General features: G+C 71.0%; 13 protein-coding genes and 2 pseudogenes. 8 read left to right on the plus strand and 7 right to left on the minus strand.

From position 1 onward, the window contains the following. The gene (locus P0R35_RS02755) at positions 1-1,893 is read right to left on the minus strand and encodes a 2-oxoacid:acceptor oxidoreductase subunit alpha (protein ID WP_284013719.1); all 1,893 of its coding nucleotides are present in this window, start codon (positions 1,891-1,893) and stop codon (positions 1-3) included. 519 nt (positions 1,894-2,412) lie between these two features. Here P0R35_RS02755 and P0R35_RS02760 point away from each other — a divergent pair. The 4 genes from P0R35_RS02760 to P0R35_RS02775 all read left to right on the plus strand — a co-directional run bounded on the left by P0R35_RS02760 (position 2,413) and on the right by P0R35_RS02775 (position 6,616). Continuing rightward, positions 2,413-4,152, plus strand: a complete 1,740-nt coding sequence (locus P0R35_RS02760; RefSeq protein ID WP_284013720.1) for a PKD domain-containing protein — start codon at positions 2,413-2,415, stop codon at positions 4,150-4,152. Positions 4,153-4,343: 191 nt separating this feature from the next. Next, positions 4,344-5,141 (plus strand): hypothetical protein, encoded by a 798-nt coding sequence (locus P0R35_RS02765; protein WP_284013721.1) that lies wholly within the window; start codon positions 4,344-4,346, stop codon positions 5,139-5,141. A gap of 90 nt (positions 5,142-5,231) precedes the next feature. Then, positions 5,232-5,906: a CAP domain-containing protein gene (locus P0R35_RS02770; RefSeq protein WP_284013722.1), complete on the plus strand. Its 675-nt coding sequence runs from the start codon at positions 5,232-5,234 to the stop codon at positions 5,904-5,906. Further along, positions 5,903-6,616, plus strand: coding sequence for a DsbA family protein (locus P0R35_RS02775; protein WP_284013723.1), 714 nt, complete (start codon positions 5,903-5,905; stop codon positions 6,614-6,616). The genes P0R35_RS02770 and P0R35_RS02775 overlap by 4 nt, the downstream gene beginning before the upstream one ends. A 66-nt stretch (positions 6,617-6,682) precedes the next feature. On the opposite strand, the gene aroC is transcribed toward P0R35_RS02775, so the two are convergent. From aroC to P0R35_RS02790, 3 genes are all read right to left on the minus strand, one after another. Beyond that, positions 6,683-7,870: a chorismate synthase gene (aroC, locus tag P0R35_RS02780; RefSeq protein WP_284013724.1), complete on the minus strand. Its 1,188-nt coding sequence runs from the start codon at positions 7,868-7,870 to the stop codon at positions 6,683-6,685. A gap of 106 nt (positions 7,871-7,976) precedes the next feature. Beyond that, positions 7,977-9,353: a cytochrome P450 gene (locus tag P0R35_RS02785; protein WP_284013725.1), complete on the minus strand. Its 1,377-nt coding sequence runs from the start codon at positions 9,351-9,353 to the stop codon at positions 7,977-7,979. Positions 9,354-9,465: 112 nt separating this feature from the next. After that, the gene (locus P0R35_RS02790) at positions 9,466-10,659 is read right to left on the minus strand and encodes an iron-containing alcohol dehydrogenase family protein (protein ID WP_284013726.1); all 1,194 of its coding nucleotides are present in this window, start codon (positions 10,657-10,659) and stop codon (positions 9,466-9,468) included. A gap of 162 nt (positions 10,660-10,821) precedes the next feature. Here P0R35_RS02790 and P0R35_RS16550 point away from each other — a divergent pair. Beyond that, a pseudogene (locus P0R35_RS16550) lies at positions 10,822-11,394 on the plus strand (DUF7504 family protein); the annotation flags it as partial. Between the two features lie 509 nt (positions 11,395-11,903). Here the strand turns inward: P0R35_RS16550 and aroA are convergent. The 3 genes and pseudogenes from aroA to P0R35_RS02805 form a co-directional block, all read right to left on the minus strand. Beyond that, a pseudogene (gene aroA / locus P0R35_RS02795) lies at positions 11,904-13,195 on the minus strand (3-phosphoshikimate 1-carboxyvinyltransferase). A 98-nt stretch (positions 13,196-13,293) separates the two neighbouring features. Next, on the minus strand, positions 13,294-13,620 hold the full coding sequence (locus P0R35_RS02800) for a HalOD1 output domain-containing protein (RefSeq protein ID WP_284013727.1): 327 nt from the start codon (positions 13,618-13,620) through the stop codon (positions 13,294-13,296). 62 nt (positions 13,621-13,682) lie between these two features. Then, the gene (locus P0R35_RS02805; RefSeq protein ID WP_284013728.1) at positions 13,683-14,336 is read right to left on the minus strand and encodes a helix-turn-helix domain-containing protein; all 654 of its coding nucleotides are present in this window, start codon (positions 14,334-14,336) and stop codon (positions 13,683-13,685) included. Positions 14,337-14,545: 209 nt separating this feature from the next. Here P0R35_RS02805 and P0R35_RS02810 point away from each other — a divergent pair, with 209 nt between their 5' ends. The 3 genes from P0R35_RS02810 (at position 14,546) to P0R35_RS02820 (ending at position 17,197) form a co-directional block, all read left to right on the plus strand. Beyond that, complete coding sequence (locus tag P0R35_RS02810; protein WP_284013729.1) at positions 14,546-15,739, plus strand: M24 family metallopeptidase; 1,194 nt, start codon at positions 14,546-14,548, stop codon at positions 15,737-15,739. A 54-nt stretch (positions 15,740-15,793) separates the two neighbouring features. Then, complete coding sequence (locus P0R35_RS02815; protein WP_284013730.1) at positions 15,794-16,279, plus strand: hypothetical protein; 486 nt, start codon at positions 15,794-15,796, stop codon at positions 16,277-16,279. 81 nt (positions 16,280-16,360) lie between these two features. Continuing rightward, entirely contained in the window at positions 16,361-17,197 is an 837-nt protein-coding gene (locus P0R35_RS02820; RefSeq protein WP_284013731.1) for a prephenate dehydrogenase/arogenate dehydrogenase family protein, read from the plus strand. Positions 17,198-17,285 lie beyond the last annotated feature (88 nt).

A 17,285-nucleotide genomic window follows, 5' to 3' on the forward strand; every position in this document is an offset into this window, starting at 1 on the left:
TTAGTCACCTGCCGCGGGGACGAACTTCGTCTCGTTGCCGGGGAGCTCCCCGTCCTCGACGACGTTCGTGGTGAACCCCTCGACGATCTCTCGCGGCTCGAAGGGGTTCCCGTTGTACTTCAGCAGCGAGGAGAGCATCTCCCCGTGCGTGCCGAGTTCCTTCTGGGTCAGCCCGCGGAACTGGGCCGACGCGTTCATCTCGACGACGAGCGCCTCGTCGACGGAGTCGAGGAACACGCGTACCGCCTCGGTCGGGTACGGCGCCAGCTCGGCGACCGTCAGCGCCTTCACCGACGTGCCGTCGTCGTTGAGGCGGTCGACGGCCTCCTCGACGGTCCCCTGCTGGGAACCGAACGTGAGGATGCCGTAGTCGGCGTCCTCGGGGCCGTGCTCGACGAGCAGGCCGTCGTCGTCGAGGTCGGCGCGGATCGCGTCGAGCTTGCGCTCGCGGCGGTCCATCTGCGCGACCCGGTTGTCGGGGTCCTCGCTGATGTGGCCCGCCGGGTTGTGCTCGTTGCCGGTCGCGAGGAAGCGCCCGCCCTTCTGGCCGGGCACCGAGCGCGGCGAGACGCCGTCCTCGCCGTCGTGCTGGAAGCGGTGGAACTTGCCGTCGCCCGTGTGGGGCTGCTCGGCCAGCTCCTCCTCGGTGAGCGTCATCCCGATGTCCGGGTTGGGCTCGCGGTCGAAGTGCGAGGCCGGGACGTTCGTGAGTTCTCCCGACAGCTTCTGGTCGTAGACGATCATCGTCGGGATCTGGTACTCGTAGGCGAGCTGGAACGCCCGCCGCGACGCCTCGTACGCCTCGGCGACGGTGCCGGGCGCGAGGACGACGCGCTGGGAGTCGCCCTGCGACGTGTACAGGACGTGCTCGAGGTCGGCCTGCTCGGGCTTCGTCGGCATCCCCGTCGAGGGACCCGCGCGCATCGCCTCGATCAACACGAGCGGCGTCTCGGTCATCTCCGCGAGACCGAGCGGCTCGCCCATCAGGGCGAACCCGCCGCCGGAGGAGCCGGACATGGCCTTGACGCCCATGTGGGAGGCGCCGATGGCGAGCGCGGCCGCGGCGATCTCGTCTTCGACCTGCTCGGAGATCCCGCCCAGCTCGGGCAGGTTCTGGCTCATGATGGTGAACACCTCGGTCCACGGCGTCATGGGGTAGCCCGCGATGAAGCGGCACCCCTCGTCGATGGCGCCGTAGGCGATGGCGTCGGAGCCGGACATCAGGACCTGCTCCTCGTCGTGTTCGCCCGTCGGGACGGACACGTCGGGGGCGTCGACGTCGTACTCCTCGTTCACGAGGTCGTACGCCGTCTGCATGATCTCGATGTTCGGCTCGAGGATCTTCTCGGGCATCGCGTCGCGCATCAGCTCCTCGATGGCCTCCAGCGGAATGCCGGTGATGGCGCAGGTGACGCCGACGCCGGCGGTGTTGCGCATGACCTCGCGCCCCTGCTCGCGGGCGAGCGAGCGCAGGTCCATGTCGTACACGTGCCAGTCGTTCTCCTCGACGCGCTCCTCGAAGTCGGGGATCTCGGCGGGGTCGAGCAGGCCGGAGTCGTACACGATGACCCCGCCCTCGCGGAGTTCGTCGAGGTTCTCCGCCAGCGGTTTGACCTCCTCGTTCCCGTAGTAGGCCTCCTCCTGCGGGTTCCGGGCGAACGAGTCGCCCAGCGCCAGCAGGAAGTTGTAGCCGTCGCCGCGGGACTTGACCGGGTCGGCGGAGGCACGTACTTCGACGTACGTGTGGCCGCCGCGGATCCGCGAGGGGTAGTGACGATGCGTGAAAACGTGGAGCCCCGATCGCATCAGGGCCTTGGCGAAGTTCTGACTGGTCGAGGCGATGCCGTCCCCGGACCCGCCAGCGATCCGCCAGATGAGTTCGTCGTCTGACATAGGTACTGATCGGCCCTCCGATGGGCAGTATACGAAGGTTGAATTGCCCGAGTGAAATGCCTTGCTATAGGTTCGCAAAGGGACGATCGTGAGGGTTTCGGGATCCGCGCGGTCGCGGCCGTACCGACCGATCCTGGCGATCCGACGACAAGACCGCCCGTGAGTACATTTAACACACATCGGCCGGACGCCCCACTCATGTCATCCGAGTATCCGGACGCGGTTGCGGCGTTCGCGGGGCGGTTGGGGCGGTCGAGCGGCGGTGGCCGTCGCGAGTGCGGTCCACGGCTCCCGGACCGTCGTGCCGTCGAGCGACGGGAGTGTGGCCCGGACACCGACCGAGCGGTCCGCGGCACCGCGGCCGCGCTCGCGCGGATGCGAGGCGGGGAGCCCGGGTCGACGCGAACTGCTTCGACCGTGACCGACGGGTAGCCGTCGTGCCGAAGGGGTGTGGGAACGTTGGTTCCGCAATTGCATACGCTAAGTTTATAGTGCAAAAAGAATCAGCCACCCCAACGGATGCGCATCGCGTCGCTCGCCCTCGTAGTGGTCCTGCTCGTCTCGGCGGTCACGACTCCCGTCGCCGGTCACCCCGGTCCGGAGAACGACCCGCCGCTCGCCGACGCCGGGCTCGACCAGACGGTCGAACGTGGGGCGACCGTGTGGCTCGACGGCGGTGGCTCGCTCGATCCGGACGGCGAGATCGAATCGTACCGGTGGGCCATCGAGACCCCGACCGGCGACACGATCGACCCGGACGACCCCGACGCGGTCTCCACGACGTTCGTGCCGGAGTCCGTCGGACGCTACGCGGTCACGCTGACGGTCACGGACGACCACGGGGTGACGCGGAACGACACCCTGTACGTCGAGGTGTCCTCGCGGTCGGGGTCCGACCCCGCCGACGCGCCGGCGAACGAGTCCCCGCCGCACGCGAACGAACCGCCGACCGGCGGGATCGCGGGCCCGGATACGGTCACCTCGGGAGAGCCCACGACGTTCACGGCCGACGTGTACGACCCCGACGGCGACGTCGTCTCGTACGCGTGGTCGGACGGCCAGTCGGGCGCCGAGGTGACCAAGACCGTCGACATCCCGCCGGGGGAGACGTTCGCGTTCTCCGTCCGGGCGACGGACGACGACGGCGCGACCCGGACGTTCCGGAAGACGGTGGAGGTACGCGCCGAAGGCGGTCCGTCCGGGCGGGAGCCGACCATCGATCCGGCCAACCAGCAGCCCAGCGTGCGGATCGTCGGGCCCGACCGGGTCGCGACGAACCAGTCGGTGACGTACGCGCTCGCCGGGTCGGACCCCGATGGTCGGATCGTCCGGTGGGAGTGGCCGGGACGCACGGCTACCGGGCCTTCGATCGACCTCGCGTGGACGACTCCGACGACGGTGACGCTCCGCGGTGTCGTGACCGACGACGACGGCGCGACCGCGGTCGCGACGAAGACCGTTGAGGTGTACGACGAGGGACCGCCGGTGGTCGATATCGCCGGCCCCGACACCGCACCGGTCGGGACCACGCAGGAGTACACGCTGGAGGCCTACGACCCCGACGGCGGCAACTTGACGATCTCGTGGGATCCATCGCAGAACCAGTTGGAGCGCGTGAACGATCGGTTCGTCAATCACGTCGGGATCGAGGGTGAACTGGGTGAAACTGTCGAGGTCCGTGCGATCGTGACAGACGACGAGGGGAACACCGTGATCGCGGTGAAAGAGACCGAAGTGGAGAACTCGGAGGATGCGGAAGACACCCAGGGTGTACCACAGCTCTCGAAGATCAGGTGGGGATACGTTCACGACGCTCCGACGCGGACGGGTGACGCGGATACGATCGAACACGCGACCTACGAGTTCGCGGCGTCCGTCTCTCACAACGAATCGAAGTTGGTTCGAGCGAGGTGGACGGTCAACGACTCGGTCGAGTCGGGGTACACCGAGTCGCTCGGTCGGTTCCGCGGGAGCGAGACGACCGGCATCGAACACACGTTCGTCTCGGAGACCGGCGGGATGGTCTCCAGAGAGGTCACGGTGCGTGTCGTGGACGCGGACGGACAGCGGGACAAACAGAAGTGGGTGAGCCGGGTGCATTCGGTGCAGTCCCACGACGACGTCGTGTTCTCCGCGAGGGCGTCCCGCGACGGGCCCCCCCAAGTCGAACGTGCGTGTCGAACCGGGGCAGGAGGTCGTGTTCACCGTGGGAGCCTACCAGAACTACCGACTGGTCTTCGGCGACGGCACGTCGACTGAGGGGGGCCGGAACTCCCGGGAAGACGAACGTCGCTATCCCACACACCTACGATGATCCGGGTACGTACACCGTCAGGCTGATCTCGACGCAGGGATCCGAGGGTGAAGCGATCGGAACGGCGACCGTCACGGTCAGACCGCGGACGTATGTCGAGTACTGGTACGACGTCCGATCTGGGAAGACGGACCAAGTGGTTTCAGAGGATCTGCCCTCTAATGCTGACTGGAGAAGAGTCACCATTCACGACTCCGGGAGAACCTACACCGGTCGGACCGTCACGTTCCCGCAAGATTCCGGGCGGTTGGCGATGCTCGATGGGAGTTGGAAACTGAACGCCACAACTCACGAGGAACGCACACGACGGATCACTCGCATCGAGAAGAGCGACCCCGACGGATCGGGCGACGAGTGGACGCTGGTCGAACGCGACGTCCACACCGAGACGCAGGTCTACTACGAGGACAGATACGAGTGGTACGACAGCAAGTTCGACCGGGCGGGTTGGACGTACACCGGGCAAGTCCGAACGGATCGCGTGGTGATCGGTGACGGCCACGATCACGACCGTCAGAAACACCGACGGACGACCCGGTCGTGCAGTAACTGGGATCTCGACGTGGGTCCGTTCGGTGGGTTCTCGAAGAAGTGCGACGAGTGGGACTACGATACGGAGACGTGGTACACCGGCCACGATCACGATGGCCGGACGTACTACGATACCGAGTACCAGTACAAAACAGAGGTGGAGCGGACGAAGACGGTGACCTACCACAAGTACGCGGGCGAGGAAACGCGAACGGTTACGCTGAAGACCTTTGCAGAGACCGAACCGTGGGTCGAGTGGCTGTGGGAGAAAGACAGCGGCGAAGTCGAGGAACGATACGCGCTCGAGGAGCCACGGTCCGGGTCGTACATCGCGGGGACCCTCCGGGTCGTCGAAGTTCGGTGCGGCTCCGAGGAGAGCCACCACGACGAGGTGATGTGCTAGCGACCGACAATTATTAAACGCACAAGAGATTAGATTTCAATTGAGCTCATCGAAATATATGGTTGAGAGAACTGCTCACGGAGGACAGAGATGAGACGAAAACTACTGTTGGGACTCGCCGTCCTCTCGCTCGTAACAGGCTGTCTCTCACCGAGTGGGACACAATCGACCGAGCTGAATACTGATGACCAGACAGAAGCCCCTCCACTTAACGGGGGCTCAGACCCTCCCGAGTACGCACACAAGCAACCTGACAGCGAGGTGAACACCCCGGAGCCTCTGGATAACAAGACTACCAGAGACGATATTAATGTAACCTTAGCTGAAAGGCTGCTGAAGAAAAAAGTCGATGACCATCGTGATTCGAATAATGTCGGTGGTCTAATAGCTGATCCCCGTCTCGCTCGCATCGCACGTCACCACTCCTACGACATGGTGAAACGGGACTTCTTCTCCCACACGAACCCGGATAACCAGACGTACACCGACCGGCTGCAAGAGAGCGATTACGCTTGTGGTGGTGGGTGGGAGAACATCAGTGGCACTATCTGGAAAACGAACGGTACACGGACCGAAGAACAACTTGCCGAGCAGTTTCTGATCAACTTCATCGAATCGCCGCCACACAACACGGCGATGATCGACTCGGACATGACGACGATCGGCGTCGGCATATACGTCGCCGAGAACGGTCACGCCTACGTGACCATGGCTCTCTGTGACGCCGACCCGCTTCCCGAGGACGGAGGGGACGACGACGAATGACCCGGCGCGACCGCCACACCACGCCTACGCGGAGGCAGATCATCGCCGCGACCGCGACGACCGGTCTCGCGGGAGTCTCGGGCTGTCTCGGGTGGCTCGACGACACAGACGAGGACCCGCCGGGCGGGTGGCAGACCGAGGAGGTCACGACGGCCGCACCGACCGAGACGTTCAGCTTTCGAGAGGGGACCCGAACGCCGTACGCCGGGGTCGGGCAGATCTACGCCGGCGGGAACACGCTCGTCGCGATCTACTTCGACTACGCCCACCGACCGTCGATCCGGTGGTGGCGCGAGGAGTTCCCGAAGCTCTCGGACCTCCTCGCGGAGGACGCGTTCCGGCCCACGCTGTTGATGTACCCCGTGCCCGTCGACGAGTGGTCGATGCTCCTCCCGTGTGCGCTGTTCGAGGTGCGCGCCCGCGGCACCCGCGAGGACGCGTGGAGCTTCCACGAGGGGCTCGTCGCGGCGGCTCCCGACTACTCGTTCGACCTCCTCGGCGACCTCGCCGCCGAAGTCGGCGTCGACGGCGACGCGGTCGTCGAGGCCGCGCGGTCGCGACGGCGGCGCAATCAGGCGACCTCCGACCGAGCCCTCGGACGCGACAGCGGCGTCGGCGCGGCCGACCTCCCGGCGTTCAGGTGGGGGACCGACCCGATCGACGCCGACTCCGCCGCGGGCCTGCGGGAGTTCGTCGAGCAGCACCGATAGGATACCCAGCGCGGGTCCGGCGCCCGCGTCGTGTTCACCACGGCGGCGCGTGGACTCCCTCGGGCGTCAGTTCTCGTCCGTCGGTCGCTCGGCGTGGTACTCGGTGTCGTACTCGCCGACATGCCCGTCGAGGCGGTCGGGGTTGATCCGGCCCCCCAGCAACATGAAGTCGAGCACCGTGCAGTACAGCATCGCCTCGACGACCGGCACCGCACGCGGCGGGAGCACCGGGTCGTGGCGCCCGACGACCTGCACCTGCTTCTCCTCGCCCGTCTCCCAGTCGACGGTGGTCTGCTCTTTCGGGATGGACGTGGGCGCGTGCCACGTCACCTCGCCGTAGATCGGTTCGCCGGTGGTGATGCCGCCCTGCAGGCCGCCGTGGTCGTTGCCGACGGGCACCGGGTCGCCCGCCTCGCTGACCACGTCGTCGCGGTCGCCCTCGTCGAACGCCCAGTCCTCGTTGCGGTCGATGCCGGCGACCTCGCGTGCGTCGCGCCCGAGGCCGAACTCGAACGCCGTCGTCGCGGGGATGGACATCATCGCCTGCCCGAGCCGCGCGGGGACCGAGTCGAACCGCGGGGCGCCCAGCCCGCGCGGGACGCCGCGGGCCTCGAACTCGATGGCGCCGCCGATGGAGTCGCCCGCCTGCTGGTACTCGTCGATCAGCTCGCGCATCCGCTCGGCCGTCTCGGGGTGGGCACAGCGGACCTCGTTCTCCTCGCTGTGTTCGAGCAGCTCCTCGAACGTGACCTCGGGGGCGACGACGTCGCCGATCTGGTTGACGTGCGCCTTGATCTGCACGTCGTACTCGCTCTGGTCGATCACCGCCTTCGCGATGGCGCCCGCGGCGACCCAGTTCACCGTCTCGCGGGCCGACGAGCGACCGCCGCCACCCCAGTTGCGCGTGCCGAACTTCGCCGAGTAGGTGTAGTCGCCGTGGCTCGGCCGCGGGGCGGTGACGAACGGCTCGTACTTGCCCGAGCGGGCGTCCTTGTTCTGGATCACCATCCCCACCGGCGTCCCCGTGGTGTAGCCGTCCTGGATCCCGGAGTTGATCGTCACCTCGTCCGGCTCGCCGCGGCTGGTCGTGATCATCGACTGCCCGGGCTTGCGCCGGTCCAACTCCCGCTGGATCCGTTCCTCGTCGAGTTCGACGCCCGCGGGCACCCCCGACACGGTACACCCCATCGCCTCGCCGTGGCTCTCGCCGTACGTCGTCAGCCGGAACAGCCGGCCGAACTCGTTCCCGTTCATGTGCGTGTTCGGTCGGTCGGCGGTATAAAATGCGGCGAAGGGCCGAAGAACCGCCGGAGCGTCGCGGCGGCGCCCCCGCCGCGCTGCGCGGGTGAGCGGAGGGCGATCAGCGCTCGCGCACCCGCATCCGCACCGGCACCGTCGGCCGCGTCGTGATGCTCGCCTCCAGATTCGCCTCCAGGTCGGCCGGCTCGACGACCTCGAACGACCGCCGGCGCAGCACCGTCGCCAGCACCAGCTTCGCCTCCAGCAGCGCGAAGCGGTCGCCGACACAGCGGCGCGGGCCCGACGCGAACGGGAAGTACGCCAGCGGGTGGAGCGCCGACTCCATCTCGTCGGTCCAGCGCTCGGGCCGGAACTCGTGGGGGGCGTCGTAGTGGTCGGGGTCGCGGTGGACGATCCACTGGCTCAACGACACCGGCGTCCCCGCGGGCACCTCGTAGCCGCCGAGCACGACGTCCTCGGTCGGCTCCCGGAGGATGCCGTGCACCGGCGGGAGGATCCGCATCGACTCGGTGACGACCTTGTCGAGGTACTCGAGGTCGCGGACGCTGTCGAAGCCGGCCGGCTCCTCGCCGAGTTCCGCCTCCAGCTCGGCGAGCAGTTTCTCCTCCACCTCGGGGTGGCGCGCGAGCAGGTGGAGCGTGAACGTGAGCGACAGCGCCGTCGTCTCGTGGCCCGCGAGGAGGAGCGTCTTCACCTCGTCGCGCACCTGGTCGGCGCCCATCCGCTCGCCCTCCTCGTCGACGGCCGTCAGCAGCGCCGACACGACGTCGGCCTCCGGCTCCACGTCGCCCTCGCGCAGCGCCCGCCGCTTCTCGTCGACCAACTCGTCGACGATCAGGTCGAGGGACGCGACCGCCTCCCGGAGCCGCTCGCGGCTCGGCGTCGGCACCGCCGCCGGGAGCAGGTCGACCAGGCTCGCCCCGGCGGACGCCTCCATGACGGTGTCGAGCGCGCCGCCGATCGCGGGGGTGCGGTCGCGGATGTCGACGCCCATCAGCGCGCGGGCGACGATCTCCAGCGTCAGCTCCATCATGTCGCGGTGGACGTTCCGGACCGCGCCGTCGTCCCACCGGTCGACCGCGCGGTCGGTCGTCTCGACCATCATGTCGGCGTAGCCCGCGATCCGCTTCGGCGTGAACGCGGGCTGGATGAGGTGGCGCTGGCGCCGCCAGAACTCCCCCTCGCTGTTGAGCAGGCCGTTGCCGAGCACCGGACGGAGCTGCTGTTGGAACAGCTCCCCCTTGACGAACGTCTCGTTCTCGGTGACGAGCACCTGCTGGACCACGTCGGGGTCGGTCACGAGGAAGATGTCCTGTCCGAGCACCCGATACCGGGCGACGCCGCCGTGTTCGGCGGCGACGCGGTCGCGGAACGCGAAGAAGTCCCGACTGTTCTCCAGGTACGACCCGAGGACGGGGAGCCCGTCCGGGCCGGGCACCGCCTCGAACGGCAACGCCGTCTCCGCAGTGTCGCTCATACGGGTGGGTTCGTGTCGGTCGACATAGCCGTTGGTGAACCCGGGCTCGGTTCCGCGCGGTTGCCGCGCCCCGAGGGGTCGGCCGGGGGCCCCCGACGGGGGCGGCCGCCGGTCAGAACGCCGCGTCCAACACGGCCCGCGCGTCAGCGACGGTCAGGTCGTACCCGGCGGGCGCGTACGACAGCAGCGAGTCCGCGGCGGCGACGCGTGCGGCCTCGTCGAGCCCCGCCTCGTCGACGCCGTCGACCGCCGACAGCGACCCCGGCAGGTCGAGCGCGTCGCGCACCCGTTCGACCTCGGCGACGGCGCCCTCGACGGAGTCGGCGTCGAACGCCGCCGCGAGCAGCGAGAGGTCGACGCCGGCGTCCGCCATCGCCCGGAGCGCGTGCGGGGCGACGGCCGCGTGGGCCAGGCCCTGCTGGATGCCGAAGGCGTCGCGCAGGCCGTGGCCGAACGCGTGGATCACGTTGATCGTCATGTCGCCGGGCCGCGAGATGCCGTACTGCGCGAGGATCACCCCCGCGACCGCGCGGTCCATCGCCGCCGGGTCGTCCGTCATCGCCGGGAGACCGTCGGCGAGGAGCCGGATCGCCCGGGTCGCCGTCGCGTCGGTCACCGCCGTCCGCGTGCCGGCGTACAGCGACTCCACCGCCTTGTCGAAGCCGTTCATCGCCGAGCCGGCCAGCACGCCCGCGGGCGTCGTCTCGAACAGCGCGGGGTCGTACCACAGCGCCGTCGGCATCAGCGCCGCGCCGCCGACGCCGGTCGACACCGTCTCCGTGCCGCCGGCGCCGTCGTCGACCTCGGCGGTGATGCCGGCGATCACCGACAGGTCGGCGCCCGCGAGCGTCGTCGGCACCGGGAACAGCGGGGTCAGCCCCGCCGGGTCGTCGGGGGTCGCGATGCCGCCCGTCTCGGCCACCTCGGCGCGGGCGTCGGCGAGCGACAGGCCGCGCGCGCGCAGCACCGACGCCACCGTCGCCACGTCGAGGCTGGAGCCGCCGCCGACCGGGACGACCGCGTCCGCCCCGAGGGCGTCCGCGCGCTCGACGACCCGGGCCGCCTCCCGGAGCCGCTTGTCCGGGGTCGTGCCGGCGAACACCTCCGCGAGGCGGTCGCCGAGGCCGCCCTCGATCGGCTCCATCAGGTCGGCGTTGGCGGCGACGTTCGAGCCGCAGACGACGAGCGCGGTGTCGAGCCCGCGGTCGGCGAGCGCGTCGCCGAGGCCGTCGACCGCGCCCCGCCCGTAGCGGATCGCGCCGGGGTCGTAGTCGAACGCGAACGGCGGCGTGTCGAGGTCGGTCATACGGCTCGCCTCGCGCGCCCCGGCGAAAACGGCATCGGCGGCGGAACCGTCCCGCACCGAGGGCGGACCCGCCCCGGACGCGCGACACGGCGCCGGAACGGCCGGAACCGGGCCCCGACCGCCCGACCGGCGACGGTCGGACGTGTGTCGACAAACGTGTTTATGTACCGTAATATTGAAACTAAATCTTTGCCTAGTGTTATCGACCGTGGCGTGGTATCGGACGCCGATGACCGAACTCGACCGGCTCGACGAGCGCGTTGCGGACGCGACCGCGGTGTTGGTCGTGGCGCCGTCGGGGTCGGTTCCGGACGGGGACGTGTGCACCGACCTCCTCGCGGGCGACGACCCGACGGCGGGGTGCGTGTTGAGCGTGACCGCGTCGATCGCCCCGGACGACCGGCTCGCGCTGTGGCAGGGCGCCGTCGGCGACCGCCGGCCGCGACGCGCGGCGGTCGTCGACGCCCGGTCGGGGAGGCCGGCGGCTCGACGTCGGTGTCGGCCGACCCCGCCGTCTCGCTCGACGTCCTCCCGCCGACGGCGACGGCGATGGACCTCGGGATGGCCGTCGCCCGCCGGCTGGGCGCGTGGACCGAGGACCCCGGGCCGACCCGGCTGTGTCTCCACGCCGTGGAGACGCTGGTCGAGCGGTACGACCCGCGGGAACTCGAGCACCTGCTCGGCGGGCTCAACACGCTGTGTGCGGCCGACGACGTCGCCGCCCACCACCACCTCGACGCGGGCGACGTGGGCGCCGGCGTGGTGGCGGACATCGCGCCCCTGTACGACGTCGTCGCCCGATACGACGGGGACGGGTGGACGGTCGGCCCGCCGTCGGCGGTGGTCGACACGGCCGACGGCTCCGCCGCCGCCGCCGCGGGGTCGCCCCCGTCCGCCGACGTTGACGAGGTGCTCGACCTCGTCGCGCACCCGCACCGGCGGGCGCTGTTGGCCGAGCTGGTCGAGCGGGCGGGCGGCGACGGGACCGCGGCGCTGTCGTTCGACGCCGCGGTGACGACGGTTCGCGAGCGGGCGAGCGCGGACGACGCTCGGCGGATCGGGATCGCCCTCCACCACGTCCACCTGCCGAAGCTCGCCGCGGCGGGGTCGTCGCGTTCGACGCCGACGCGGGCGTCGTCCGCTACCGACGGGACCCGGGCGTCGAGGCGCTGCTGCGGGCGGCCCGGCGACTCCGCACCGACTGACCGACAGGCGGACACCGGCACCGCCGGTCCCTCACCGACCTACTCGACGGAGACGGCCGCCCCGAGGTCGGCCATCGTCCCGAAGAAGCCGGGGAACGACACGTCGACGTGTTCGGCGCCGGTGACGGTCGTCTCGCCGTCGGCGACGAGCCCCGCGACCGTCAGCGCCATCACGAGGCGGTGGTCGCCGCGGCCGTGGACCGTCGCGCCGTGCAGCGTCGAGGCGTCCCCGTGGACCGTCAGCGAGTCCTGTCGCTCGGTGACGCGGGCGCCCATCGCCTCCAGCGACTCCGCCATGGCGGCGACGCGGTCGGTCTCCTTGTAGCGGACGTGCTCGGCGTTCGCGATGCGCGTCTCGCCGTCGGCGACCGCGCCGAGCACGGCGATCGTCGGGAGCAGGTCGGGCGTGTCGCCGACGTCGACCTCGACGCCCGAGAGGTCGCCGCCGCGGACGACGATCTCGCCGGCGGCCTCGTCCCAGTCGACGGCGGCGCCCATCCGGTCGAGCACGTCGACGATCGCCGAGTCGCCCTGCGCGCTCGGGCGGGCGCCCTCGACGACGACCGCCTCCCCGTCCGCCGGGGCGACGGCGCCGGCCGCGAGGAGGTACGACATCGACGAGAAGTCGCCCGGCACCGCGTACTCGTCGGCGGCGTACGTCTGCCCGCCGGGGACGCGGAACCCGGCGGCCGTGCGCTCGGTGTCGACGCCGAAGTCGGCGAGCACCTCGCGGGTGATCTCGACGTACGGCGCGGACTTCAGCTCGGTTTCGAGCTCGACGGTCACCCCGTCGTCGGTGACGGCGCCGGCCATGAGGAGGGCGGTGACGAACTGCGAGGAGACGTCGCCGGGGATGGCGACCTCGCCCCCGCCCATCGCGTCGCCGACGACGAGCGGCGCTTGCCCGTTGTGCCGCGTCGACTCGGCCCGGCCGCCGAGGTCGTCGACGGCGTCGAGGAGCGCCCCTGCGGGCGCGAGCGGAGCGAGTCGTCGCCCGTGAGGACGGCGAGCCCCTCGGTCAGCCCGGCGGCGGCCGTGACGAGCCGCATCGTCGTCCCCGAGTTCGCGCAGTCGACCACGTCGTCGGGGGTGGCGGGGCGGCCGTCGAACCCGTCGACCGTGACGGCGCTGGCGTCGTCGGCCCAGTCGACGGCGCCGCCGAACGCGGCGACGGCGCGGCCGGTCGCGCGCGGGTCCGCCGAGTCGAGCGGGTCGGTGACGACCGTGCCCTCGCCGTAGCCCGCGGCGAGGATCGCGCGGTGGGTGTAGCTCTTCGACGGCGGGGCGCGGGCGCGGCCGGCGACGCGAGACGGGGAGACGTGAGCGTCCATGCTCCGACCGTGCGCTCGCCGGGGCAAGTGTGTACCGACCGCGACAGCCGTTGCTGGTCCGCGTGGTCGGCTCGAGAACGGAGCGGGGTCGTCGTCGGTCAGTCGGTTCGGGGCGCGAGCGTCAACACGCCGTCGCTACACACCGTCACCTTGCACTCGAGGTACTCGAACGTCACCTCGGCCCAGTGCGTCGCGGACGGGCGGCCGCTCCCGACGACCGCGTCGAGCGCGTCCGGGTCGATCGCGTTCGCCAACGGCTCCATCGTCGCCGGGTCCCTGTCGGTCGCCTCCGCGACGGCGCGGGCTACGTCGACCGAGATCTCGCCGACCGTCGGGTCGAACGTGCTGTACTGCACCTCGGCGTCGCCGGCGCTCGCGCCCGCCCCCTGTGAGGTCGATCCGGTCGTGGTGTCTCCTGTCCTCATCCCTATCCCACCGGACTCCGGTACCGGGCATGGCTCTCACCCCTGACTATGTAACGGGGTACTTATCCGAACTCGGCCGCCTCGGCGCCGAGTTCGTGCTCCAACAGGTTGCGCGTCCCCCGCCGCAGGCGTTCGGCCAGCGACTGCCGGGAGATGTCGAGCAGCCCCGCCACGTCCTCCAGCGTCGCCGTCCGCGGGCTGTCGTAGTAGCCGGCCGCGAACGCGGCCGAGAGCGCCTCCCGCTGGGCGTCGGTCAGCGTCGTCTCCGCGCCCGGGAGGACGTCCTCGGTGAGCGACTCCAGTCGGAGGCGGATGTCGCGCTCGGCGCAGAAGCGCTGGAACTCCCCCAGCGCACCGTGTTTCTCGCTCCGGACGTCGAACGTCCACCGGCCGCCCCGCCCCGTCCCGGACAGCAGGGTCAGCCCGGACTCGATGAACCCGGTCACCACCCCGCCCTCGATGAGCCGGAACGTACACCGGTACAGGAGGGTGTCGTCGACCTCGTCGACCAGACTCACCTCCTCGACGTACTCGGTCCCGGCGACGGCCTCGGCGACCTCCTCGGCGGTCGCGCTGTGGACCCAGAAGTACGGCACGGCGGCCTCCGCCGTCGGGATGACCCGTTCGAGTTCGACCACCGCCTCGGGGAGCCCGGTGAGCGCGCGCCCCAACTCGAAGTCGTCCTCGTCGATACTGATCCGCGCGAGCACGCTCATGGGGGCCGTATGCGATACCGGCGATTGAACTTGCCGGCGAATACGCCCGTTATCAGTCGTAAAGGCGGCTGTTGCGTCCGTTTAGCGATCGGTCTGATCTCCGTCGTCGTCGCCGCACGGTCCTCCCTCGCCCCGCCCGCCGCCGCCCGCCCCCGGCCGCGTTCCCCGCGACGAAAACGCCTATCCCGGCCGTCGTCCCACGGTCGGACATGACACGCGACCGCTCGGCGCTCGACGACCTGCTCGCGGCGGCCGGCGACGACGCCTACTGCATCGAGGCCGGCAGCGCCGACTCGAACCAGCTGTACCTCTCGGGGTTCGACGCGCCGGACCCGTTCTTCACCGCCTACACCGGCGACGAACTCGCCGTGCTCGTCTCCGGGCTGGAGTACGGCCGCGCTCGCAAGGAGTCGCACGCCGACACGGTCGCCCGGCTGTCGTCGTACGACTACGCGACCCGCGCCGCCGACGAGGGGCGGGCGACGGCGCTGGCGGGCGTGTACGCCGACTTCCTCGCCGACTTGGGCGTCGAGTCGACGCTGGTGCCCGAGCGGTTCCCCGTCGGCGTCGCCGACGGCCTGCGCGACCACGGCGTCGCCGTCGACGTGGACCGCGACGACGTCGTCGAGACGCTCCGCGCGACGAAGACCGACGAGGAAGCCGACGCGGTGCGCCGCGCCACCGCGGCCAACGAGGCCGCGATGGCGGCCGCCGAGGACCTGATCGCCGACGCCGACGTCGCCGCCGACGGGACGCTCCTGCTCGCGGACGACGCCGGCGAGGCGACCCTGACGAGCGAGCGCGTGAAGGAGGCGATCGAGGTGACGCTGCTGCGCCACGGCTGCGCGCTCGACGAGACCATCGTCGCCTGCGGCGCCGACGCGGCCGACCCCCACGACCGCGGGAGCGGCCCGCTGGCGGCGGGCGAGCCGATCATCGTCGACATCTTCCCCCGCGAGAAGGCGAGCAAGTACCACTCCGACATGACGCGCACGTTCTCGAAGGGGGCGCCGAGCGACACCGTCGCCGAGTGGTTCGACCTGACCCACGAGGCGCTCGACGCCGCGCTCGACGCCGTCGAGCCCGGCGCCACGGGCGCGGACGTGCACGCCGCCGCCTGCGAGGTGTACGAGGACGCCGGCCACCCGACGCTGCGCGCCGACCCCGACACGGAGACGGGGTTCATCCACTCGACGGGCCACGGCGTCGGGCTCGACGTCCACGAACAGCCCGGGCTCAACCCCCGCGGGGGCGAGCTGGAGGCGGGACAGGTGATCACGGTCGAGCCGGGGCTGTACGACCCCGAGGTCGGCGGCGTCCGCATCGAGGACATCGTGATCGTCACCGAGGACGGCTACGAGAACCTCACCGGGGACTACCCGGTCGAGCTGGTCGTCGAATGACCGCGACGCCCGACCGCCGACGCGGCTTTGCGCCCCGCGACCGTACGGGCGGCCGTGAGCCTGTTCGAACGCATCGCCGACGCGTTCCGCGAGCCGGACGCCCGCGCGCCGTCCACGGAGGCCGCCGTGACTGACGACGACGCCGGCCCGGGCGAGGAGTCGGCCGGTGAGGACCCCGCGGAGCCGGCCGCCGACGACCTGACCGACGCGGTCGTGGCCGTCTGCCAGCGCGCGCCCGAGGGGATCCGGACGTACACCATCGAGGTGACCGCAGAGGGCGGCGAGATCGTGGAGGTCGCGCCCGGCCTCCTCGAGGCGCACTTCGAGGTCGTCGACGGCGGCGTGGGCGCCGACCGCGTCACCGTCCGCGCGGTCGACTTCCGCGGCGAGGCCCGCCGCGTCGAGGCGGAGACCCTCGTCGGCGTGCGCCTCGCGGACCCCGTCCCGATGGCGGACGTGCGGATGCGCCTCGTCGCCGCCGAGGACCACGACGGCGACACGCTGCCGTCGGAGTGGTTCCGGATCGCGTCCGTCGAGTAGGGCGCCTCGCCACCGGACCGACGGGCGCGCCCCGTCGCCCCGACCGACACGCTTTCGGTCGCGACACGGATAGCGGGTGCCATGAAGCTGCTCGTCGTCGGCGCCGGCGAGATGGGTCGGTGGGCCGCGCGCACCCTCCGTCCCGTCGCCGACCGCGTCGCGCTGGCGGACACGAACCCGCAGGCCGCGATGGACGCCGCCGAGGCCGTCGTCGACGGGCGGGTCGTCCCGGTCGACACCGACGAGCCGTTCGACTGCGTCGTCCTCGCGGTGCCCATCCCGGCGGTCGCCGACGCGGTCGCGGGCTACGCCGCCAACGCGGCCGACGGCGCGCTCGTCGACGTCTCCGGCGTGATGGGCGCGCCGCTGGCCGCGATGGCCGAGCACGCCCGCGACGAGTACGCCAGTTTCCACCCGCTGTTCGCCCCGCCGCGCGGCCCCGGCCGGATCGCGTACGTCCCCGGCGAGGCCGGGCCGGTCGTCGAGGCGGTCGCCGACCGCTTTCGCGCCGTGGACAACGAGGTGTTCGAGACGACCGCCGCCGAGCACGACGACGCCATGGGGAAGGTCCAGACGGGCGCCCACGCCGCCGTGTTGGCGTACGCGCTCGCCGCCGGCGACGTCGACGACCGCTTCCACACGCCGGTCTCGGAGCCCCTCGCGGAGCTGGCGCGCACCGTCACCGAGGGCGAACCGCGCGTGTACGCGGACATCCGGGAGGCGTTCGACGGGGCCGACGCCGTCGCCGAGGCCGCCCGGGCGCTCGCCGCCGCCGACCGCGAGGAGTTCGCCGCGCTGTTCGCCGCCGCCCGCGAGGCCGTCGACGGCGACTCGCGCGTCGCGGACGCCGCGGACGCCGGGGCCGGGACGGAGCCGACCGACGGCGGCCCCGACGCCGCCCCGGACGCCGACGACTGACGCGGCGGATCGACGCGAGACAGAACCGTTACCCACGCCGACCGAGTAGCGCCGCGTATGACCCAGTCGCACGCCGCGCCCGGCGTCG

It is taken from the genome of Halobaculum litoreum, assembly GCF_030127125.1.
GTDB classification, from domain to species: Archaea; Halobacteriota; Halobacteria; order Halobacteriales; family Haloferacaceae; genus Halobaculum; species Halobaculum litoreum.

Excerpts from the sequence above, each read along its gene's own strand:
- P0R35_RS02805 (WP_284013728.1), bottom strand. The coding sequence starts at position 14,336 with ATGAGCGTGCTCGCGCGGATCAGTATCGACGAGGACGACTTCGAGTTG.
- P0R35_RS02785 (WP_284013725.1), bottom strand. The coding sequence starts at position 9,353 with ATGAGCGACACTGCGGAGACGGCGTTGCCGTTCGAGGCGGTGCCCGGC.
- P0R35_RS02790 (WP_284013726.1), bottom strand. The coding sequence starts at position 10,659 with ATGACCGACCTCGACACGCCGCCGTTCGCGTTCGACTACGACCCCGGC.
- P0R35_RS02760 (WP_284013720.1), top strand. The coding sequence starts at position 2,413 with ATGCGCATCGCGTCGCTCGCCCTCGTAGTGGTCCTGCTCGTCTCGGCG.
- P0R35_RS02775 (WP_284013723.1), top strand. The coding sequence starts at position 5,903 with ATGACCCGGCGCGACCGCCACACCACGCCTACGCGGAGGCAGATCATC.
- P0R35_RS02770 (WP_284013722.1), top strand. The coding sequence starts at position 5,232 with ATGAGACGAAAACTACTGTTGGGACTCGCCGTCCTCTCGCTCGTAACA.
- P0R35_RS02800 (WP_284013727.1), bottom strand. The coding sequence starts at position 13,620 with ATGAGGACAGGAGACACCACGACCGGATCGACCTCACAGGGGGCGGGC.
- aroC (WP_284013724.1), bottom strand. The coding sequence starts at position 7,870 with ATGAACGGGAACGAGTTCGGCCGGCTGTTCCGGCTGACGACGTACGGC.
- P0R35_RS02810 (WP_284013729.1), top strand. The coding sequence starts at position 14,546 with ATGACACGCGACCGCTCGGCGCTCGACGACCTGCTCGCGGCGGCCGGC.
- P0R35_RS02820 (WP_284013731.1), top strand. The coding sequence starts at position 16,361 with ATGAAGCTGCTCGTCGTCGGCGCCGGCGAGATGGGTCGGTGGGCCGCG.
- P0R35_RS02755 (WP_284013719.1), bottom strand. The coding sequence starts at position 1,893 with ATGTCAGACGACGAACTCATCTGGCGGATCGCTGGCGGGTCCGGGGAC.